Source organism: Paenibacillus phocaeensis (assembly GCF_900021165.1).
GTDB classification, from domain to species: Bacteria; Bacillota; Bacilli; order Paenibacillales; family Paenibacillaceae; genus Fontibacillus; species Fontibacillus phocaensis.
Genome location: NZ_FCOQ01000031.1, coordinates 110,766 through 128,915, shown reverse-complemented (window position 1 = coordinate 128,915; position 18,150 = coordinate 110,766). Strand labels below are relative to the sequence as shown.

The following is an 18,150-nucleotide window of genomic DNA, read 5'->3' as shown; positions in this document are numbered from 1 at the left end:
GGCCCTGCGGCAGCAGGGCCTTTCTTTATTGGCTTTGGTCGGCCGGACAAGGTTCGGTGTCTAGAAAATGCTTGAGCGCGGACGGCATATGGGTGAACAAATCCTTGAGGGATGTTCCGCGATAAACATTACCGATCACAACGGGGTAGCAAAGTTCGGAAATCAGGATATCGCCATTTCCGTGAAGGTGAAGCTGCTTTCTGCCTTCGATGCAGCGGGAGAAATAAACGCCGGGCTGATCGGCAAACCCCAGCTTCTCGGCAAATCGATCCATACAGGTAAAATAGAGGGTGCTGTCTTCTCTCTTGGCGTCGATCAGTTGTTGAACCGCCTTCTTCAATGAATCGCGGGCGGTAGTGGCCTTCCAGCCGCTGTGCGCCATTTCGATGCCGTTCTGAATTTCATGGGTGCGCACGCCAAGCCGGTACACCTGATCGGCAATCTCCAGAAGACGATGCTCCGTTTCGGCAAACAGCAGCGTTTCGAGTACGGTATCGATGGCAGTCGTCGTGGAGTAGGCGATATTTTCCCGGATTTTGTGATACACCGATTCCGGCATTCCATAGTAGCGGGAGAAACTCGCCGCATCGGTGAAATTGAACGAAATATGTAACGTCGTTAAGCCGGCGTTGGCCAGTTGATCGATGCGCGCCGGACTCAGCAGGCTGGCATTGGAATTTAACTGCGTTTCGATACCGTTCGCCGCGCAGTACCCGACGATGTTCAAGCAGTCCTGGAATTTCAAAGTGACTTCCCCGCCCGACAGCCGAACCCGCCGGATCGTGCCGGCCTCCTTCAGGATGCGCACGACTTCTTCCCCGCCGATGCTGTTCCCGTCATTCCTTTCATAAGCGCAGCAATAATCGCATTTGAAGTTGCAGCTCGAGGTGACGCCAACTTCCAAAGCTTCCAGCCGGTATTCGGTCGGATTTTCCAATTCGAGAAATTTGTAGCTGTTCATACGGTNCCACCCCCGCCGGATCGTGCCGGCCTCCTCCAGGATGCGCACGACTTCTCCCCCGCCGATGCTGTTCCCGTCATTCCTTTCATAAGCGCAGCAATAATCGCATTTGAAGTTGCAGCTCGAGGTGACGCCAACTTCCAAAGCTTCCAGCCGGTATTCGGTCGGATTTTCCAATTCGAGAAATTTGTAGCTGTTCATACGGTAGAGCCTCCCGGTCCGTCAAAATCATTTTCATCCGTCTTAGTGATTATAAGCGGATGGGCAGGACTGAATTTATGACTTTTTTAACCTTTCGGGCTTCACCGAAATAAACACTGACCGGAATTGTCAGGGTTTATCCGCTATACTTGAGTCAAAATGATTTGCGGGAGGAATTTAGATGTTCATTCACATTGATGATTTTGTTAAGGCCTGGACGGAGGAGAGTACATTGACGGAACGAGTGATGGAGGCGCTGACCGATGCGTCGTTATCCCAGCCTATCGCGGAAGGACGCAGAACGTTAGGGCAAGTGGCTTGGCACTTGGTCGAATCGATCCATTATATGACCCACTGCGGTTTGGATTTCTCCGGCCCGTCAGGCGGAGCGCGCGTTCCCGCATCGGCGGTGGAGATTGCAGCGGAGTACAGGCGCATCAGCGGGGCGCTGATCGAAGCGATCCGTTCCCAATGGACGGACGAACGGTTGCTGGACACGACGGAAATCGCGGGTGAAATGTGGCAGAACGGCGCGTCCCTCCGGTTTACGCTGATGCACCAGGCGCACCACCGGGGACAAATGACCGTATTGATGCGTCAGGCCGGGCTGCGACTCCCGGATATTTATGGCCCGACTTATGAGTCCTGGATCGAGCAGGGAATGGAGCCGCTGGCCTAAACCGCCGGGGACGGTTACAATAGAAGCAACATTTTATCGGAAAGGGTTATGCGCATGTCCAAAGCGGATCATATGCTGTCGATTCTTTGGCTCCTTCGGTCCGGCCGGAAGATGACCGCCCGACAATTGGCCGACGAGCTGGAGGTCCATATCCGTACCGTATATCGCTGCATCGATTCCTTATGCGCCAGCGGCGTGCCGATCGTGGCCGATGCCGGGCCGGGCGGCGGTTATCGGATTCTCGGCCGGTTCGCGGAATCGCCGCTGATGTTCGACGCCGAGGAGCAGAAGGCGCTGGTTCACGCCTCGATCTTCGCCCGGGAAGCGGGATATCCGTTCAGCGAAGCATTAATCCGGGCGGTGGACAAGCTGAAGCTGTACACGAACGAAGAGCAACTCGAGCATATCGAGCGCCATGGCAGAGGGTTATCCGTCATTTATCCGCCGGTGGACGAGCGTCTGCAGTCTTTCCTGCAGACGTTAGAGCTGGCGTCAGCGGAGGGCATTTCGCTGGAGATGGAGTATGCCGGGGGCAAGGAAGCAGACGCAGTTGTCCGCATGTTCGACCCCTACGGCATTGTACACTGGAAGGGAAACTGGTATACCGTTGGTTACTGCCGGCTGCGGCAACGGCTGCGCAGTTTTCGAGTTGACCGGATCCGCCGGCTGGAACGAAGCGAGGAGCGGTTTGAACGCCCGTCCCATTTTTCCGCCAAAACGTTCCTGTTAGGCAATTTGCTGCCGGAATCCCTTGAGGATGCTTCCTTGCTCACGGTTAGAATCCGCGGTCCCGAACGGGCCTTAAATGAACTGCAGCGGCACTGGATGTTTGGTCATACGCTGGTGCGGCGAAAGGAAGAGGAGGCGGTTTTCCGGATGGAAAGCGCCTCCTTGCATACCTATGTGCCTTACTACTTGCTTCCGTATGGGAAAGCACTCTCGATTGTGGAGCCGGATGCCCTCCTTCAACGGATGGCGGAAGTCACCCGGCAGATGGCCGAACACTACCAACAAATGAAGGAGGCCGGGGCGGAGGAGAGGGAAGGGGGAACGAATCCCCCCTTCGCTTGAATTACCCCTTGGTTCCCCCTTGCAGACCGAACCCCTTGGACATAAATCGCTGGGACAGAATATAGAGCACGATGGAGGGGACCGCGTACAGGATGGAGAAGGCGGCAAGATTGCCGTATTCAATCATCCCGTATTGGCCGAAATATTGATACAGCTTCAGGGACGCCGGAAAGTTCTCCGGATTTTGCAGCAAAATGTAAGGGACGAAGAAGTTGCCCCAACTGCCGGAGAAAGTGAAGATCGCCACGGTGCAGATCCCCGGCACCATCAGCGGTGCAACGACTTTGCGAATGCCCGTAAATACGGAAGCTCCGTCGACCCAGGCCGCTTCCTCCAGATCCAGAGGGACGGAGTCCATGAAGTTCTTGAGCATCCAAATGCCGTACGGCATGGAGGAAGCTACATAGAACAGGATGACGCCGAAGATCTGGTCATACAGCTTCAGGCTGAGAAACAGCTGATAGACCGGGACCATCACCGCAGTGATCGGCAGGGAGGTCATGAACAGGATGGTCAGCATAAACGGCTTCTTGTATTTCATCTGGTACCGGGACAACGGATAGGCGGCGAGCAACGCCAGGATGACGACGAGTACCGCCTGCCCCAGCGACATGATCAGGCCGATAACGAACGCGCGCTGGTTCTCACGGCTGGTGATCACCTCGATGTAATTATCCGCCGTGACCCGATGCGGCAATTTCAGCGTCTGCATGGCATTGGCGTCAATGGAAGCAACCACCACCCATAACAAAGGCAAGACGAAGCAGATTCCGATGAAGGTCAGGATGGCATAGGGCATGATCCGGTAGATGATTTTCCGTTGTTTTGCGTTCATAAGGAAGTCTCCTTGCACTTGGACTATTTCAACGAGCGGGTATAGAACAAGCTGAGCACGACCCCAATCAGCAGCAGCAGCAAGGAGATCGCGGTCCCGTACCCCAGTTGATAGTTCACGAAGGCTTGGTTGTACATAAAGATCGGCAGCGTGGTGGTGGAGGTCCCCGGACCGCCGCCGGTCATGGCGTAAATTAATCCGAAGACGCCGAGCGTCTGCAACGTGACCAGCATCATGTTGGTCGTAAACGTCTCCTTAATATAAGGGATAATGATCCGGGTCAGCACCTGCCACCGCGAGGCGCCGTCAACCACCGCCGCTTCTTCCACCTCGCTTGGCACGTCGTCCAGCGCCGCTTGAAAGACGAGCATCGAGAAGGCCGTCCCGTGCCAGATGTTGGCGAGAATAATCGTCAGCATCGGCACTGTATACAGCCAGGTCACCGCCGGAATCCCCAGTGAGGTGATGATCGAGTTCAAGGTGCCCTCATCGCCGAAGAAGCTGTATAAGCACAATGCGCAGACAATTTCCGGGGTGACCCAGCCGGCCAGAACGATCGTGCCGATCACCCGGCGGAACGTCCGATTCTTGTGCTTCATGAGCAGGGCGATCAGGAAGCCCAAGACCTGCTGTCCGATCACTGCGGAGCCGAACAGGAAGATTAAGGTGTTCCAGATGCTGATTTTCACCGTGGGATCCTTGAACATATGGAGATAGTTGTCGAACCCGACGAATTTCAGCTCTCTGGCGGATTCTCCCGTTAAAGCGAGATTCGTAAACGAATAGAAGAAGGTCAGAAAGACCGGATAGATAAAAAACACCAGCATTATCGCAATCGAAGGGAGCATGAAATACAGCCACGCATACGTGTTTCGTTTATTGGAATAACCTTCAGCCGTTATGCTGCTCATGGTTTGTTCTCCTTCCGGAAGGCAATGCTTTGCCGCTAGTTATTTAGAATTCGGACGCAACCCGTCATTTCTGGATGACGGCGTCCTCGCCTGCGATACGGGTGACGTCCTGTGCGTACTTCTGGGCTGCGTCCGCAGGAGAGGTCCCTGTGGCTACGGATTCAACCATGGTCTGGATTTGCGTCGATACTTCCGGGTATTTATCCTGCGCCGGACGGAACTCGGCATTCTGCAGATATTCCGTAGCGATTTCGTTAAACGGCATTTTGGTGTATTCCGGGTCTTTGGCGACGTCGGCCCGTACCGTAATATTGCCCGAGGCCAGGACGAGCTTCTGGCTGTTTTCTTTGTTTAAGGCATATTTGATAAACTCCCAGGCTTCGTCTTTATGCTTGGCATTGCTTGGGATCGACAGCGCCCAACCTCCGGCGAGGGTGATCGAACCCGGCGCTTGCCCTTGGCTCGTCGGCATGGGGGCAAAGCCCAGCACGTCCTTGTACTCCGGCCAAGGAGAAGCGCCGGAATCGAGATAGTTGCCGGTGATCCAGGAGCCGTCGAGGGAGATGGCCAGCTTGCCTTGCGGCAAATATTCGCGGGAGGACGTATTCCCGGCCTGCCCGTTGAGAACCTTGGAAAGCGGTGGACCGAGCTTTTCCTTATTCACGGTTTCCACAAATCCTAACGCGTCCAATATGCCCTGGCTCTGGATGATCCATTTGCCGCTCGCGTCGTCATAGAGCCGTTCGCCGGTGCCGTACAAGAGCATTTCGTACGTCTGCATCGAAGTGGCCTCGCCGGTTGCCTTGCCCATGTTCATCCAGATCGGGACGATATCCGGCGCCTTTTCCTTGACCGTCCGGGCCGCATCCAGCACTTCCTCCCAATTCTTCGGAACCCACTCCTCGGGAAGGCCGACCTGCTTGAAAATCTCCTTGTTGTACCAAAGGCCCCGCGAATCGGTATTGTACGGTACGCCGTATACCTTGCCGTCGCTGGCGGTGACCCCCTTCTTCATCGCTTCGATGAAGGAGCCGTTCGTCCAGTCCTCCCATCCCTTCAGCCGCTCGTCCAGCGGCTCCAGATATCCGGCGCTGGCGTCGGAATTGAGAATAAACGTATCCTCCGTTACGATATCCGGCGCGGTATCCTTGGACTTCAAAGCCAATGCGATCTTGGCGAAGTAATCGCCTTCGGACGCTTGGATCGGCGCGGGTTTGATCTCGACCTCTTGGTTTGGATAGTCGGCGGCGATCTCCGTCAGCCAACGGTACAGCGAGCCCTTCTCCCCGGCGCCGTCATCGCGGTACGTCACCGTAATCGTCGTTTTCCCCGAACTGCCGGACTTCTCTCCGGAACCGGAGCACCCGGCCAGCAGTGAACCGACTAAAGCCGTGCACAACAAAACGGAAGCGATGGCCCAACTTCTTTTTTTCCTGAATGACATGTTGATCCCTCCCTGGTTTCGGTACCCGTTGGATTCGGAACTCTTTGCGGTTGTGAAAGACCTCACGTTGTATCCGCTTTCAATCCTTCCAGTAAAACATACTTGGCGAAGGCACAATTTATTCAAAATTTGCCCCGAAAAAATGGCGGGTGAATCGGTCGTGCTGAAGGCAGGATTCTCCGCTTGGCGCCTCGGACCTTTCGAATGCAATAAGGCACGGCCGGTTGCCCGGTCGCGCCTTATTACATTGCATATATAGGATTCGCGGCTTCGGCGAGTGCGCCATCCCTAACCGCGAACATCGGAAAGGGCTCGCGACAGCACATGTCCCAAGCGGTCCAAAGCTTGAAGCGTATGACGGTAGAACGTCGTCCGGCTCATGTGAAAATCGTCCGCCAGCTGGTTTTTGTTCCGGTTCTTTTGCAAATAAACGGCTCTAAGAATGCTCTGATCCAGCTGCGTCAGCGGATAGGCCGCGTCTGAGGCCGTCAAAATCTCCTGCACGCAAGTCTGCACGACGGCTGCGCTCATTCCCGAATCCCGCACAGGCGAGAACCGCTCCAATTCTTCGCTGTGAAACAGCAGCTCCAGGATTCGCTTCACCGCTTTTCCATCAAGTGCCGCAAGGGATTCGCTTCGCGAGATGGCCGCAACTGCCGCCGGTCCGGTTTGGCGGATAATTTCCTTCACCCATTTGTCGAACGCTTGGTGCCTGAAATCCAGCTCCCAACGCGTCAACTCGCCTTCCCCCTCGGTGCCGCTCGGCTTGATCCGTCCCGTTTGCTGAAAGCCAAGAATTCGGAAGAGCCCGTTCAACTGCGGATCGGCCGTAATCATAATTCCCCGAAGCCCGCTGGTCATCTCGATCAACCATTGCCGCATCAGCAGCGCGCCCAATTCCTCCGGTCCGTATAAGGGATGCCGGACGTCGACGGCGGCCAGCAGCACGCAGAGGGAATCGGCAGACTCTCGGGGGAGGGTTCGGAGTCCGTTCTCCTCCTCTCCCAATAAAGGAAGAAAGCCGGGAGCATACCGCTCCAGCAGAGGCAGAGTTGCGCCATGCAGCCAGAAGCCGGCGCAGAAAGCCAGCGGCGCTCCGGAATCGTCGCGCACGATACAGATGCCTTCCGGGCTGTGCCGGGCAATTTCGTCCAGCAAGGCAGGGTAATCTCCGGCGGTGACCAACTCCGATTGCCAGTTCGTTGGCGAAATCGCCGCCGCTAGCAGTTGCTGGAGGTCGCCGAGGTCTTCCGGGCGAAAAGGAAGATAAGTCCCCGGATTCAGCGCGGTAGAGAAATCGGCGTACGCATGGGCAGACGGCAGATATTCGCGATACAGCTCCAAAATGTGGGCAGCGATCCCTCTTTGCCGCCGGGGTTCCGCGGAATGGAATTGCTCCGCCAACAAGCGAAATGCTTGATGCCGCCGGCTTTGGAATCGATCCGCATCCCTCCGGGCGTAATCGTCCCGCATCAGCCCGGCGATCACATGATGAAGCGTCAACCCGTAGGCCGTTTGGCGAACGAACGATAAATGGCCGAGGGCATGGTAGCCGGCTGCATCCAGCGGCCGATCCAACAAACGATTAAGCGTCGCCTGGTCCGCTGCCGGCAGCAGCGATAATGCCGCCAAAGCCGGATATAAATCCGGATAAGCCGCTTCCCGCAAAATTTCGGCGCTTAATTTGCCCGGGAGCTCTGCGAAGTCGGTAAGGGGATTGTCCTGCCGGGAATGAAGCCATTCGACGGTCATCGCAAGGAGCAGTGGAAGGCCTTCGGTTTTGCGGGCGATTTCCTTCTGCAACTCCTCTTTCAAGCCGCTGCCGCGCAAATAGTCAAGCACTTCCTCGCGCGATAATAACGTTAGTGGAAACGTCCGGATTCGATGCCCCCAATAGGGACTGGTATGCCATTTGACCGGGAGGCCGTTGCGCGAAGCCATGACGAACAGAACCCCGGCGTCTGTCAGCCTCGGCAGGAAGCTGGACATCAGCCATCCCTCTATGCCTGCCAGACGTTCGCAATTATCGATCAGCAACACGGAGCGTTGCCGGGTCAATTCTTCGATCACGAAGGAGAGCTGGGGAAGTTCCGGCTTCCGTTGCCTGCCGTATTCGCTTTCCAGGCTGGTTTCGAGCCCGGATAAGAAACTGCCCGATGTCGCCAGCTCGCTTTGTCCGTCCAACCAAAGGGTAAGCACGGATGCATGGGACGCCGCCTGCGCCATTTCCAACAGCAACGTTGTCTTGCCGATGCCGCCGATTCCCGAAACGGAAAAAATACGCAAGGCCGGGCTGGGATCGGCCAGCCATTGCTTGAAGCCGGCCAGTTCCTTGGCGAAGCCGACGATTCGTCGGCCCGGTACGAACCGGTCGTTTGACGGTATCGATTGCAAAGCGATCACTCCCTGCAGGATGTTTATTAAAATTTGAAACATATATGAAACATGAGAGAGACGTTACTAGTTTACACTATAAATGGTTTCGGCAGTTGTTGTAATTCTTCTTTTCTAGTAATTAATATTTTGGATGATAGAAAGGAGCAATTCGCTCATGAAACGCCGCCTATCGCTTATCTTGTCCGCTATTCTGCTCGCCGTGCAAATCCTCCCCTGGGGGACGCCGTCGGCCCGGGCCGATGCCGCGCCCCCGCCTGTCGTAGACGGGTGGGTGCTCGTATCTACGGCGGAGCAGCTCGTCTATATGAATCAGCATCAGACCGACTATGTATCTCGGAACATCCGGTTAACGAGCGATATCGATCTCAATGGGTATGCCTGGATCCCGTTCGGCGGCAACGGAACCGCCCCCTTCAGCGGTACGTTCGACGGACGGGGGCACCGTATCTCCAGCGTGGAGATCAACGAGGCCGATTGGAGCGATCCCAAGCAATATGAGCTCGTCGGGTTCTTCGGGAGCCTTACCGGAACCGTGCAGCATCTGCGGCTGGACGTTCAAATTAACGGCGGGGCCAATACCGGCGGCGTAGCCGGCATTTTGACCGATGGAGGGGAAATTCGGTTTACGCATGTCACGGGATCCGTCGCCGGCACATCGGTGTGGGAAAACACCCATACGACCGGAGGTCTGGTCGGTGTCACGACCAATTCGACCATTTCCGGCTCTTCCTCGGCAGCTGCCGTTATGGGCGGGTATGGTGCAAATATTTATACGGGCGGTTTGGCCGGCTCGCTAGGCACGGGGCTGATTGAGCATTCGTACGCCACCGGCGCGATCGGGCTTCAGTCGTCAGCGGGCATGTATGTCTATTACTCAGGCGGACTGGCCGGTTTTATGATTTACGGCACGATCGCTGACAGCTACGCGACGGGCAAGGTATCCGGCGGACCCGGGGGACCGAATTCGTTTGTTGCCGGCGTTGTAGGGATGGCTTCGGAAAATGCCGGCGTTCTCCGCTCGCATTTCGATATCGAAAAGACGGAGCAGTCCGACGGCATCGCTGCCCCATACGGTGGCCCGGCCGAAGCCGAGGGGCATCCGACGGCGGAAATGGTCCAAGCCGCAACTTATGCCGGTTGGGACTTTGCGAGTACTTGGACGATGCATCCGGCGTTGAACGGCGGCACTCCTTATTTGCGTCCTGCGGTACTGACCGAAAGTTTGCCGGCGGTCGACCAAGGGAGGGCTTATGCGCAGCAGCTTGAGGCTTTCGACGGGGCGGGAGGCGGCTTGAACTGGCAAGCAACCGGACTGCCGGATGGGCTGGCCCTGGACGCAACGGGGATGCTGGAAGGAACCCCGCGGGAAGCGGGCAGCTTTGACGTTGAAGTTACGGTGACCGATGCTGGGGGAGCTGCCGCAGCGGCAATGCTTCGTTTAACGGTCGTCGAACCTTCGTTGCCAGGCTACGGCACGGTGACCGGTACCGTCTACGGCATCGGCAACAGCCCGTTATCCGGGGTAACGGTGACGGTTGATACCTACGGGATAAGCGAGACGACCGCCGCCGACGGCAGCTTCACGCTGACGAATGTGCCGGTAGGCGTACAGGCGGTGAAATTCCTCGCGTCGGGATATAAGACGCAGACGGCAAACGTGACGGTTGCGGCGGGAGGCGGCATCGATCTCGGCCGGATCGACCTGGAGCCGAAGGATCGGCCTAGCCCGCCTGCGGGTTCCGGCGGATCGGGCGGATCGGGCGGATCCGGAAGCTCGGGAAGCCCGATTGCGCCGGTGACGCCTCCGCCCGTCAACCAACCGGCAAAGGCTAAGATCAGGGCCGGCGGCCAGGATCTGCTCGTTACCGTCATCGATGAAAAGGCCGGCGATGGCCGGGCCGTGCAGCGATTCGTATTGGATGGAAGCGAACTGCCTGCGCTGTTTGCGGCCGCAGATGAGGTAGAGCTAGAAATCATCCAAGCCGCAGCTCCGATGATCAAAACGGATCTCCCGATGCAGACGCTCCGCGATATCCTGCAGGTACAACCGAATGCCGTCTTGCGGATCATCGCGAATCGGGGAAGCTACAGCTTGCCGCTGCGTCTGTTCGGGGAGAGTGGCGGATCAACCTTGACAACTACGATCGCGGAAGCGACGGAGGATGATCTCTCGGAAGTATTAACGACCTTCCGGGGGCACGGTTACGAGGGGCTCGCCGATCCCGTCGAATTTTCGCTGGACGTGGACGGTAAGGTGATCGCCGACTTCGGGGGCAATTATCTTGAACGGACGATCCGCCTGGACACGGAGACTGCCCCGGCAAACGCAACCGTGGTTTGGGTGGATGCGGATCATCACTTGCACTTTGTTCCTGCCGTATTTCGCAAGGAGCATCAAGCCGTTTACGCCGTTTTCTCGGCTCCTCACGACAGCCTGTACGCCGTACTTCGGATCGGTCATACTTTTGCCGATCTTGAGGGGCATTGGTCAAGAGCGGACGTCGAACGGCTTGCTGACAAATTGATCGTGGACGGGAAAGGGGGCGGCGCTTTTGATCCGGACGGCAGCGTGACCCGCGCCGAGTTCGCGGCGATGCTGGTGCGTTCGCTCGGGTTGGCCGCACGTCCCGCAGCAATCGCCTTTCACGACGTGTCCCCGGATGCGTGGTATGCGGACTCCGTAACGGCTGCGGTTCGGGCGGGGTTGGTCAGCGGTTACGCGGACGGCACGTTCCGGCCGGACCAGCCGATCACCCGCGAGCAGATGGCGGCAATGCTGGCGCGCGCGGCCCAATTCGCAGGTGAATTGCCGGTCGCCGGAGCCGAAGTGCTCGAACGTTTTCCCGACGCAACCAACCTGGCGCGTTGGGCTGAGGAGCCGATGCGGGGGTTGTTATCGGCGGGGCTGATTCAGGGCATGGACGAAACGACTCTCGCCCCGAAGGCAACGGCCACTCGGGCCCAAAGCGCCGTGATGTTGAAACGGCTGCTCGTTTACCTGAATTTCATCGATTAAACGCGTGCTCTGGCCGTTCCGTGGCAGTCGAGCGCTCCCCCCTCATCCGTCACTTGGCCGAGCAGGGAGAAGTTCGGCTGCCTGTTTGGCTTACATTCGATCCGGAGCCGGCCAACCGATAACATCGAGCGCATCGGCGAACGTTTCCTTGAACCTGGCGGTAAGCCGTAGACGGAACAGCTGTCGCTTAGGGGGCAACCCCCTTCTTCAGATCGGTTCTATTTTCGGTAAAAAAGTAGACCAGAGCAAGCAGCGGAACAAAGATGCCGATCAGGGAGGCGGTACTCCAACCGCCGTGGGCATAGGACCAGCCGCCTAATGACGATCCTATTGCCCCGCCAATGAAAAAGATGGCCATAAATAATCCGTTGAGGCGTCCTTTGGCTTCATTGCCCAGGGAATAAACCACCCGCTGTCCAAGCACCAGATTTCCCGAGACGGACATATCGAGCAAAATCGCAGCTAGTACGAGCAGGATAAGGGCGATCGTCGAATGGCCGTGAACGAAATGGGCCAGGACGAAAGATAAAGCGGCCACCCCTATGGCCAATCCGGTCAAGAATCGGGTCCAGCCTCGATCCGCGAGTCTTCCCGCAATCGGCGCGGCAACGGCGCCGCCTACGCCAGCCAGCGCGAACCAGGCGATCCCCTGCTGCGTCATGCCGAATTCGTCCGCCAAATGCAGCGGAACTACGGTCCAAAAGAGACTGAAAACGCCGAACAGGCAAGCTTGATAAGCAGCGCGGCGGCGAAGGGCCGGCGTGTTTTTCAATAAGGATCCCAAAGAGGCGATCAATTTACTGTAACTTAAGGAGGGTTCCGGCTTGCGTTCGGGAAGCACCCGGTACAATAAAATCGCTAAAAGCGCGATAGCCCCGGCGGATAAGGCGAATACCGCCTGCCACTTCCACAGGCCGGCAATGAAGCTGGCTACGGGACGGGCGAACATGATCCCGAGCAGAAGTCCGCTCATGACGTTGCCGACTACCCGGCCCTGATTGGGTCCCGGTGCTAAATAGGTCGCATAAGGCACCAGAATTTGCGCAACCACGGACCCGATACCGATAATTAAAGATGCGACGAGGAATAAAGGTGCGCTTGAAGCGAAGGATGCCGTCACCAAGGCGCAGAATGCTACGATCAGGAATAGAACCACGAGACGGCGGTTTTCCACGATGTCGCTAAGCGGAACGATGAACAACAGACCGAGTACATACCCGATTTGTGTGAGAGTGACGATTAATCCCGCGGCTCCGGAAGTTAATCCTGTGGCGGCGCTGATCGGTCCGACCAGAGTTTGGGAATAATACAGATTGGCAACGATAAGTCCGCAAGCGACGGCTAACAAGAACAGAATCCAGCTTGAAACCGGCTTGCTGGCAGCAGTATGATTTGTCTCCATAATAAAACCTCCTCTTTATACTACTAAATACTGAACGTAACGTTTATAAATTGTCGACGATTAAATAATATATTGAACGTATCGTTTTGTAAATAACAATTTTTATTTCCGGAATATTTAGTATAATGAACGTATAGTTTTTTTCGGAAAAGGAGTGGGTTCAAGTGCATGCCAAAAGAGGGCGTCCGCGCAATGTGGAAACGCAAAACGCCATTCTTGCCGCTTCCTACGATTTGTTGCTGGAACAGGGCTTTGGATCGGTTACGGTGGAGAAAATCGCGGAGCGGGCTGGGGTCAGCAAAGCCACGATCTATAAATGGTGGCCCAACAAAGCCGCGGTGGTCATGGACGGGTTCTTGTCGGCGTCTACGGCTAGAATCCCGGTTCCCGATACGGGTGACGTCAATCAGGACTTGGTGATCCATGTTACGAGATTGGTCCGATTTATGACAAGCCGGGAGGGGAGTGTCATTAAAGAACTGGTCGGAGAAGGACAAGTGGATACCGGATTGGCGGACACATACCGTTCGAGATACTTTCGGCCCCGCCGGGCGGAGGCAAGCCAGATTATTGAGCGGGGAATCCGGCGCGGTGAATTGAAGAACGATCTCGATCTGGAGTTATGCCTGGATCAGATCTACGGGCCGATCTTTTACAGGCTTCTGATCCTTAGTGACGAGCTGGATGAGAATTACGTGGAAAACCTGGTGAAGCGGGTATTGGAGGGACTCGCGGCGAGATGAACCCGGGGAAGTATCCGGGAAAGTGTCTTAGAAGGTATCCGTGAAGGTGTCGGGAAAAGTTCTGAGAAAGTATCCGTGGCAGTACCCGGGTACGGACCGCTTGTAAACCACGCCGATTCATGATACATTTTTTCCATAATCTATCGATTTTAGGTGTGAAGCACATACCGCTTGGATGCGACTTGCTCTGGGATGCAAGGGCGCATTGAGGCGGTTTTTTTGTGGATTCCAAGAGGGAGGGACATTCATGGGCGAGTTCGATGACGTTTATTTGAAATGGCTAGAACGGCAGATCGGCGAGGAGGGGAATCCAAGAAGGCGGGAGTTTTTGCGCAAGGGATTGAGTCGCGGTACAACGGATTTTTTGCGGTTCATTTGGTATCCTGCTGTTGGAAATCTGGATCATCTTTATCCTGAATTTGAGGTCCGTGACTTTAATAATGGGTACCGTTATCTCGATTTGGCCTATCTGCCGGGTCATGTGAAGGGGTGTATAGAGATCCAAGATTACCGGAGCCATGCCCGCGATATCGAAGCCGGGCGGTTTAAGGATTTGTGCATGAAGCAGGCCCTGCTGGCACTGGACGATTGGTTATTTCTGCCAATCGCGTATTTATCCATCCGGGAAGACCCGGGGGTCTGCAAGCAACTGGTCTTATCTTTCGTCGGCAAGTTTCTGTCCAGTGCCGTGCCTTCCGGTCTGAGTTGGGCAGAGGCGGAGATCCTGCGCTTTGCCCGCCGTTTGATGCGGCCCTTTACTCCAACTGAACTTGCAGAGCATCTCGCGTTATCCAATCAACACACACGAGCCATTCTACATGCGATGCATACCCGAAAGATGCTGGAGGTCGCCGACGGCAAGCAACGGTATCGCACATTCCGGCTCCCCGCTACCGACCGGAAGGGCGTGAGTGCCGGTTAGGCGGCAAGGGGGCTGGCACGACCTCTGGGTGGCACCCCTGGGGACAAACTCGAGGGCCGCCTCCTGAGTACCAACTATGGGTGAATCTCCGGGTGTCACCACTGAGTGCCACCTCTTAGTGCCGCCACTGAGTGCCGCCCCGGGGGGCAGTCTCCAGGTGTCACCACTGAGTGCAAACCTCTGAGTGCAAACCTCTCGGTGCCACCTCTGAGTCCACCACTGAGTGCCGCCTCCGGGTGCCACCTTAGGGTGCCGTCCACTGGGTGGCACCTCTAACGCTTGTGAGCAACGCTAATTGGGCAAAATCATGGCAAAAAAAATTCTAACGACGATGAGACACTCTATTAGCGGAAAAATCGAGTAATTTAGCAGCAAAACAAGGAAATAAGCTTCGTGGTAAGCGTTAGAATTGCAAAGTGCCATTTTTGGAGCATATAAGGTTTGTGGCAAGCGTTAGCGGTTTGGCGGATGGGTTGCGAAGGTCGCAAGTTACAAAGTTGCAGGTTGGCGGGTTGTTAGGTCATATGGTGCAAAGTTGCAGGTAGGCGGTTATTAGGTCACATGGTGCTGAGTCGCAGGCAGGTTGCTGGGTCGCGTGGCGCCGAATCGTGGCTGTGGGTTGCTAGGTCGCAAGTTACTAAGTTGCAGGTAGGCGGTTGTTAAGTCACATGGTGCTGTGCTGAGTTGCAGGCAGGTTGCTGGATCGCGTGGCGCCGAGTCGTAGGCTGCGGGTTGCAAAGGTCACAAGTTACATAGTCGCAGTTAGGCGGGGCGTTAGGTCATATGGAGCTGAGTTGAAAGTTGCTCGGTCAGTGGTGTCGCTAACTCGCAGACGGGGTGCGCCAGGTTGTAAGTCGCAGTTAGGCGGGGTGCTAGGTCACAAATTATTGAGTCGCAGGCGGTTGCAAACTCCCCATGTCGTCAGGTCCTCCGCAAATCAAGAGCTAATTTCGTCATATCAATCAGCTGTGCTAAAATAAAGCAGATGAACGAGATTCCTGTAAAGGTTCTCGCAAAGGAGGAAAATGATGAGCCAACCCATTATCGCGCACCTGTGGTTCGACAAAGAGGCACGAGAAGCTGCGGAGTTCTATTGCTCCGTATTTCCGGATTCCAAGATCGCGAACGCGACGACCTTACACGATACGCCCTCTGGCGATTCCGAGCTCGTATCGTTCACCGTGTGGGGATTTCCATTCATGGCGATTTCGGCAGGGCCGCTGTTCCAGTTCAATCCCTCCATCTCGTTTATCGTGAACTTTGACCCATCCCGCGATAAGAACGCGAGGGAATTGCTCGACGCGACATGGCACCAATTGTCCGATGGCGGCATCGCGCTAATGCCGCTGGATCGGTACCCTTTCAGCGAACGGTTCGGCTGGATCCGGGACAAGTACGGCGTCACTTGGCAACTGATGTTGACGAACCCGGACGGGGAGCCGCGGCCCGCGATTGTTCCCAGTCTGCTCTTCGTGGGCGACAATTGCGGCAAGGCGGAAGAAGCGCGCGAGTTCTATCTCTCGATTTTCCGCAACGCCAAACCGGGCACCCTTGTCCAATATGGACCCGGCCAAGAGCCGGACCAAGAAGGAACGGTGATGTTCGCCGATTTTAGATTGGAGAACACCTGGTTTGCGCTCATGGACAGCGCGCATGCGCACGAGTTCAACTTCAACGAGGCGATCTCCTTCCTGGTCAACTGTGAGACGCAAGAGGAGATCGATCATTATTGGGACAAGCTGTCCGCCGTCCCGGAAGCCGAGCAATGCGGCTGGCTCAAGGATAAATACGGTGTCTCTTGGCAAATTGCGCCGGCCCGGCTGGACGAAATGATGAGCCGGGGAACGCCGGAACAGCGGGACCGCGTCACGCAGGCGTTTTTGCGGATGAAGAAGTTTAACCTTGCGGAATTACAACAAGCCTTTGATGGGGAATAACGAAAAAGGAAGCTTCGCTCAAGCCGAGTGAAGCTTCCTTGCATTTTATGAGCCTTGGGGGGATCGCTGCGCTGATTTCACTGCCGCTTTACATGGCGAGATACAGCTTGTTCAAAGCTCCCCATGCTTTGCCGTCCGCTTCCTTCGCTTCATCAATGAAGCGGCTTATTTTTTCGCGCACTTCTTTTTTGGCAAAATTGCGCATCTGCGGTTCATTCCGCTCGTATCCGCCAAGAGCCTGCGCCATTTGCCATACGCAAGCTTCCACTTTTAAAAACTGCTCTTCCGCAGATTTGCACAGGGTCTTCACTTCCGGATTTCTTTCCGCCAAACTTCTCATAAACAAAGCGGCGTTATGCCTTCCTTCAGCCAGACAATCCATCGCGTCCCCTTGACACATCAACCGTTCGGCTAGAATAGGCAGTATGGCGTTATCGGGGAATTGAGCCGGATCGGTCACCGCCTTTTTCCAGGCATCGTAAGCCAGTAGCCCCTTCGCATAATTGCCGCATAACCGGCCTTCCATCACTTCGATCGCGTTTGCAACGATCTCTTTATCCGTAATCGGATTTCCGGTCTTATGGCCGAGCGAGATCACCGCCACGGTATCCGCATTCTCCCACCAATGACGGCTGATGAAATATCCCGACTCATCAAACTGAAGGTCTGCTGCAAACTCGGGACTGTCCTGAAAGAAATTCCATCCCAGCAAAACTTCTCCGTTTTCACGATATCCCGTGAGAATACAGGCTTCAGGCGGTCCTACAACACCGAGGGCAATGCAGGGCATCCCTTTGTCGATTTCAGACTTAATGAAAGCTTGGAAGTCCGCCTTATCTCCATTCATCCGAACGCCCGCAAATTTAGCCGGGTCGCTCACCGTTAGTTTGGATGTCCTGCCCAATAGCTTAAACTCCCGTCCCAGCATTTCAACGCCCAATTGATAAACCTTCACGGCATCATCAAAGGTAAAAATAACGTCCACATTCCCGCCGTTCCACGCGGTCGTATCCCAAGTCAGCCGAAATGCGGCGCCACACCCGGCCAGAATAGAATCGTAACTAACCTCCTGTCCCAGATAGTTCGCGCTTGCCTTAAGGCACATCGGAAATGGAGTGATGCCCGCAGCTCCGAATTCGACTCGCGGAACGCCGTACAGTATCGTCCCGTTTTTACTCGCAGATCCCTCTGATTTTTTATCCATTGCTAATCGTCCTTCCCGTCCTTCTGATTTAGAATCCCGATTCCATAGACGCCTGCGCAAAGTTTAATTCGGCCCACCGGACATCGCCGCTTCCGGAACTCCTGCGGAGTCAAGCCCGTGATGCGCTTGAACGCTCTCGTAAAGGTATCGTGGTTGGAAAATCCGTATTTCAAAGCAATTTCAAGGATACCCGTCTGGCTGTGGATCAGTTCAAAGGCTGCATTTGCGATTCTTCTTCCCAGGATATACCGCGACAGCGATTTTCCCGTATGTTTGGCGAACACATCTCGAATGTGTGCCAGCGAGAACCCCGTCGCTTGCTCAAGTTCGGCATAACTCAGATGGCTTTGCAGCCGATTCTCGACAAACACGACTACCGACCCAATCAAAAGATAACGATCCAACGGATCACCGCCTATGCTTCGGT

The 18,150-nt window shown here is 55.7% G+C and carries 15 protein-coding genes; 6 read left to right on the top strand and 9 right to left on the bottom strand.

The annotated features are described in order from the left end of the window. Positions 1-25: 25 nt before the first annotated feature. The gene (locus tag BN3795_RS20130) at positions 26-961 is read right to left on the bottom strand and encodes a radical SAM protein (RefSeq protein WP_068786569.1); all 936 of its coding nucleotides are present in this window, start codon (positions 959-961) and stop codon (positions 26-28) included. 382 nt (positions 962-1,343) lie between these two features. On the opposite strand from BN3795_RS20130, the gene BN3795_RS20125 reads away from it, so the two are divergent. Beyond that, positions 1,344-1,841, top strand: coding sequence for a DinB family protein (locus tag BN3795_RS20125; protein ID WP_068786483.1), 498 nt, complete (start codon positions 1,344-1,346; stop codon positions 1,839-1,841). A gap of 54 nt (positions 1,842-1,895) precedes the next feature. Then, complete coding sequence (locus tag BN3795_RS20120; RefSeq protein WP_068786482.1) at positions 1,896-2,912, top strand: helix-turn-helix transcriptional regulator; 1,017 nt, start codon at positions 1,896-1,898, stop codon at positions 2,910-2,912. A 1-nt stretch (position 2,913) separates the two neighbouring features. On the opposite strand, the gene BN3795_RS20115 is transcribed toward BN3795_RS20120, so the two are convergent. The 4 genes from BN3795_RS20115 to BN3795_RS20100 all read right to left on the bottom strand — a co-directional run bounded on the left by BN3795_RS20115 (position 2,914) and on the right by BN3795_RS20100 (position 8,505). Further along, positions 2,914-3,747 carry a carbohydrate ABC transporter permease gene (locus BN3795_RS20115; RefSeq protein WP_068786481.1) on the bottom strand — a complete coding sequence of 278 codons (834 nt, stop codon included), beginning with the start codon at positions 3,745-3,747 and terminating at the stop codon, positions 2,914-2,916. Between the two features lie 23 nt (positions 3,748-3,770). After that, positions 3,771-4,658, bottom strand: a complete 888-nt coding sequence (locus BN3795_RS20110; protein WP_068786480.1) for a carbohydrate ABC transporter permease — start codon at positions 4,656-4,658, stop codon at positions 3,771-3,773. 64 nt (positions 4,659-4,722) lie between these two features. Continuing rightward, positions 4,723-6,102: an ABC transporter substrate-binding protein gene (locus BN3795_RS20105; RefSeq protein WP_068786479.1), complete on the bottom strand. Its 1,380-nt coding sequence runs from the start codon at positions 6,100-6,102 to the stop codon at positions 4,723-4,725. Positions 6,103-6,390: 288 nt separating this feature from the next. Further along, complete coding sequence (locus BN3795_RS20100; RefSeq protein ID WP_408635056.1) at positions 6,391-8,505, bottom strand: NB-ARC domain-containing protein; 2,115 nt, start codon at positions 8,503-8,505, stop codon at positions 6,391-6,393. Positions 8,506-8,653: 148 nt separating this feature from the next. On the opposite strand from BN3795_RS20100, the gene BN3795_RS20095 reads away from it, so the two are divergent. Beyond that, positions 8,654-11,515 carry an S-layer homology domain-containing protein gene (locus BN3795_RS20095; protein ID WP_068786478.1) on the top strand — a complete coding sequence of 954 codons (2,862 nt, stop codon included), beginning with the start codon at positions 8,654-8,656 and terminating at the stop codon, positions 11,513-11,515. On the opposite strand, the gene BN3795_RS25660 is transcribed toward BN3795_RS20095, so the two are convergent. Next, a complete protein-coding gene (locus BN3795_RS25660; protein WP_198524782.1) occupies positions 11,512-11,649 on the bottom strand; it encodes a hypothetical protein in 138 nt (45 codons plus the stop codon). The genes BN3795_RS20095 and BN3795_RS25660 overlap by 4 nt on opposite strands. Before the next feature lie 53 nt (positions 11,650-11,702). Further along, the gene (locus tag BN3795_RS20090; protein ID WP_068786477.1) at positions 11,703-12,917 is read right to left on the bottom strand and encodes an MFS transporter; all 1,215 of its coding nucleotides are present in this window, start codon (positions 12,915-12,917) and stop codon (positions 11,703-11,705) included. Between the two features lie 164 nt (positions 12,918-13,081). Here BN3795_RS20090 and BN3795_RS20085 point away from each other — a divergent pair, with 164 nt between their 5' ends. The 3 genes from BN3795_RS20085 to BN3795_RS20075 all read left to right on the top strand — a co-directional run bounded on the left by BN3795_RS20085 (position 13,082) and on the right by BN3795_RS20075 (position 16,519). Further along, entirely contained in the window at positions 13,082-13,660 is a 579-nt protein-coding gene (locus tag BN3795_RS20085) for a TetR/AcrR family transcriptional regulator (protein WP_068786476.1), read from the top strand. A 247-nt stretch (positions 13,661-13,907) separates the two neighbouring features. Beyond that, complete coding sequence (locus BN3795_RS20080; protein WP_068786475.1) at positions 13,908-14,582, top strand: transcriptional regulator; 675 nt, start codon at positions 13,908-13,910, stop codon at positions 14,580-14,582. A 1,028-nt stretch (positions 14,583-15,610) separates the two neighbouring features. Continuing rightward, a complete protein-coding gene (locus tag BN3795_RS20075; protein ID WP_408635055.1) occupies positions 15,611-16,519 on the top strand; it encodes a VOC family protein in 909 nt (302 codons plus the stop codon). A gap of 88 nt (positions 16,520-16,607) precedes the next feature. On the opposite strand, the gene BN3795_RS20070 is transcribed toward BN3795_RS20075, so the two are convergent. Continuing rightward, on the bottom strand, positions 16,608-17,723 hold the full coding sequence (locus tag BN3795_RS20070; protein ID WP_068786473.1) for an RNA polymerase subunit sigma-24: 1,116 nt from the start codon (positions 17,721-17,723) through the stop codon (positions 16,608-16,610). Between the two features lie 2 nt (positions 17,724-17,725). Continuing rightward, positions 17,726-18,127 (bottom strand): helix-turn-helix transcriptional regulator, encoded by a 402-nt coding sequence (locus tag BN3795_RS20065; RefSeq protein WP_068786472.1) that lies wholly within the window; start codon positions 18,125-18,127, stop codon positions 17,726-17,728. Positions 18,128-18,150: the final 23 nt, after the last annotated feature.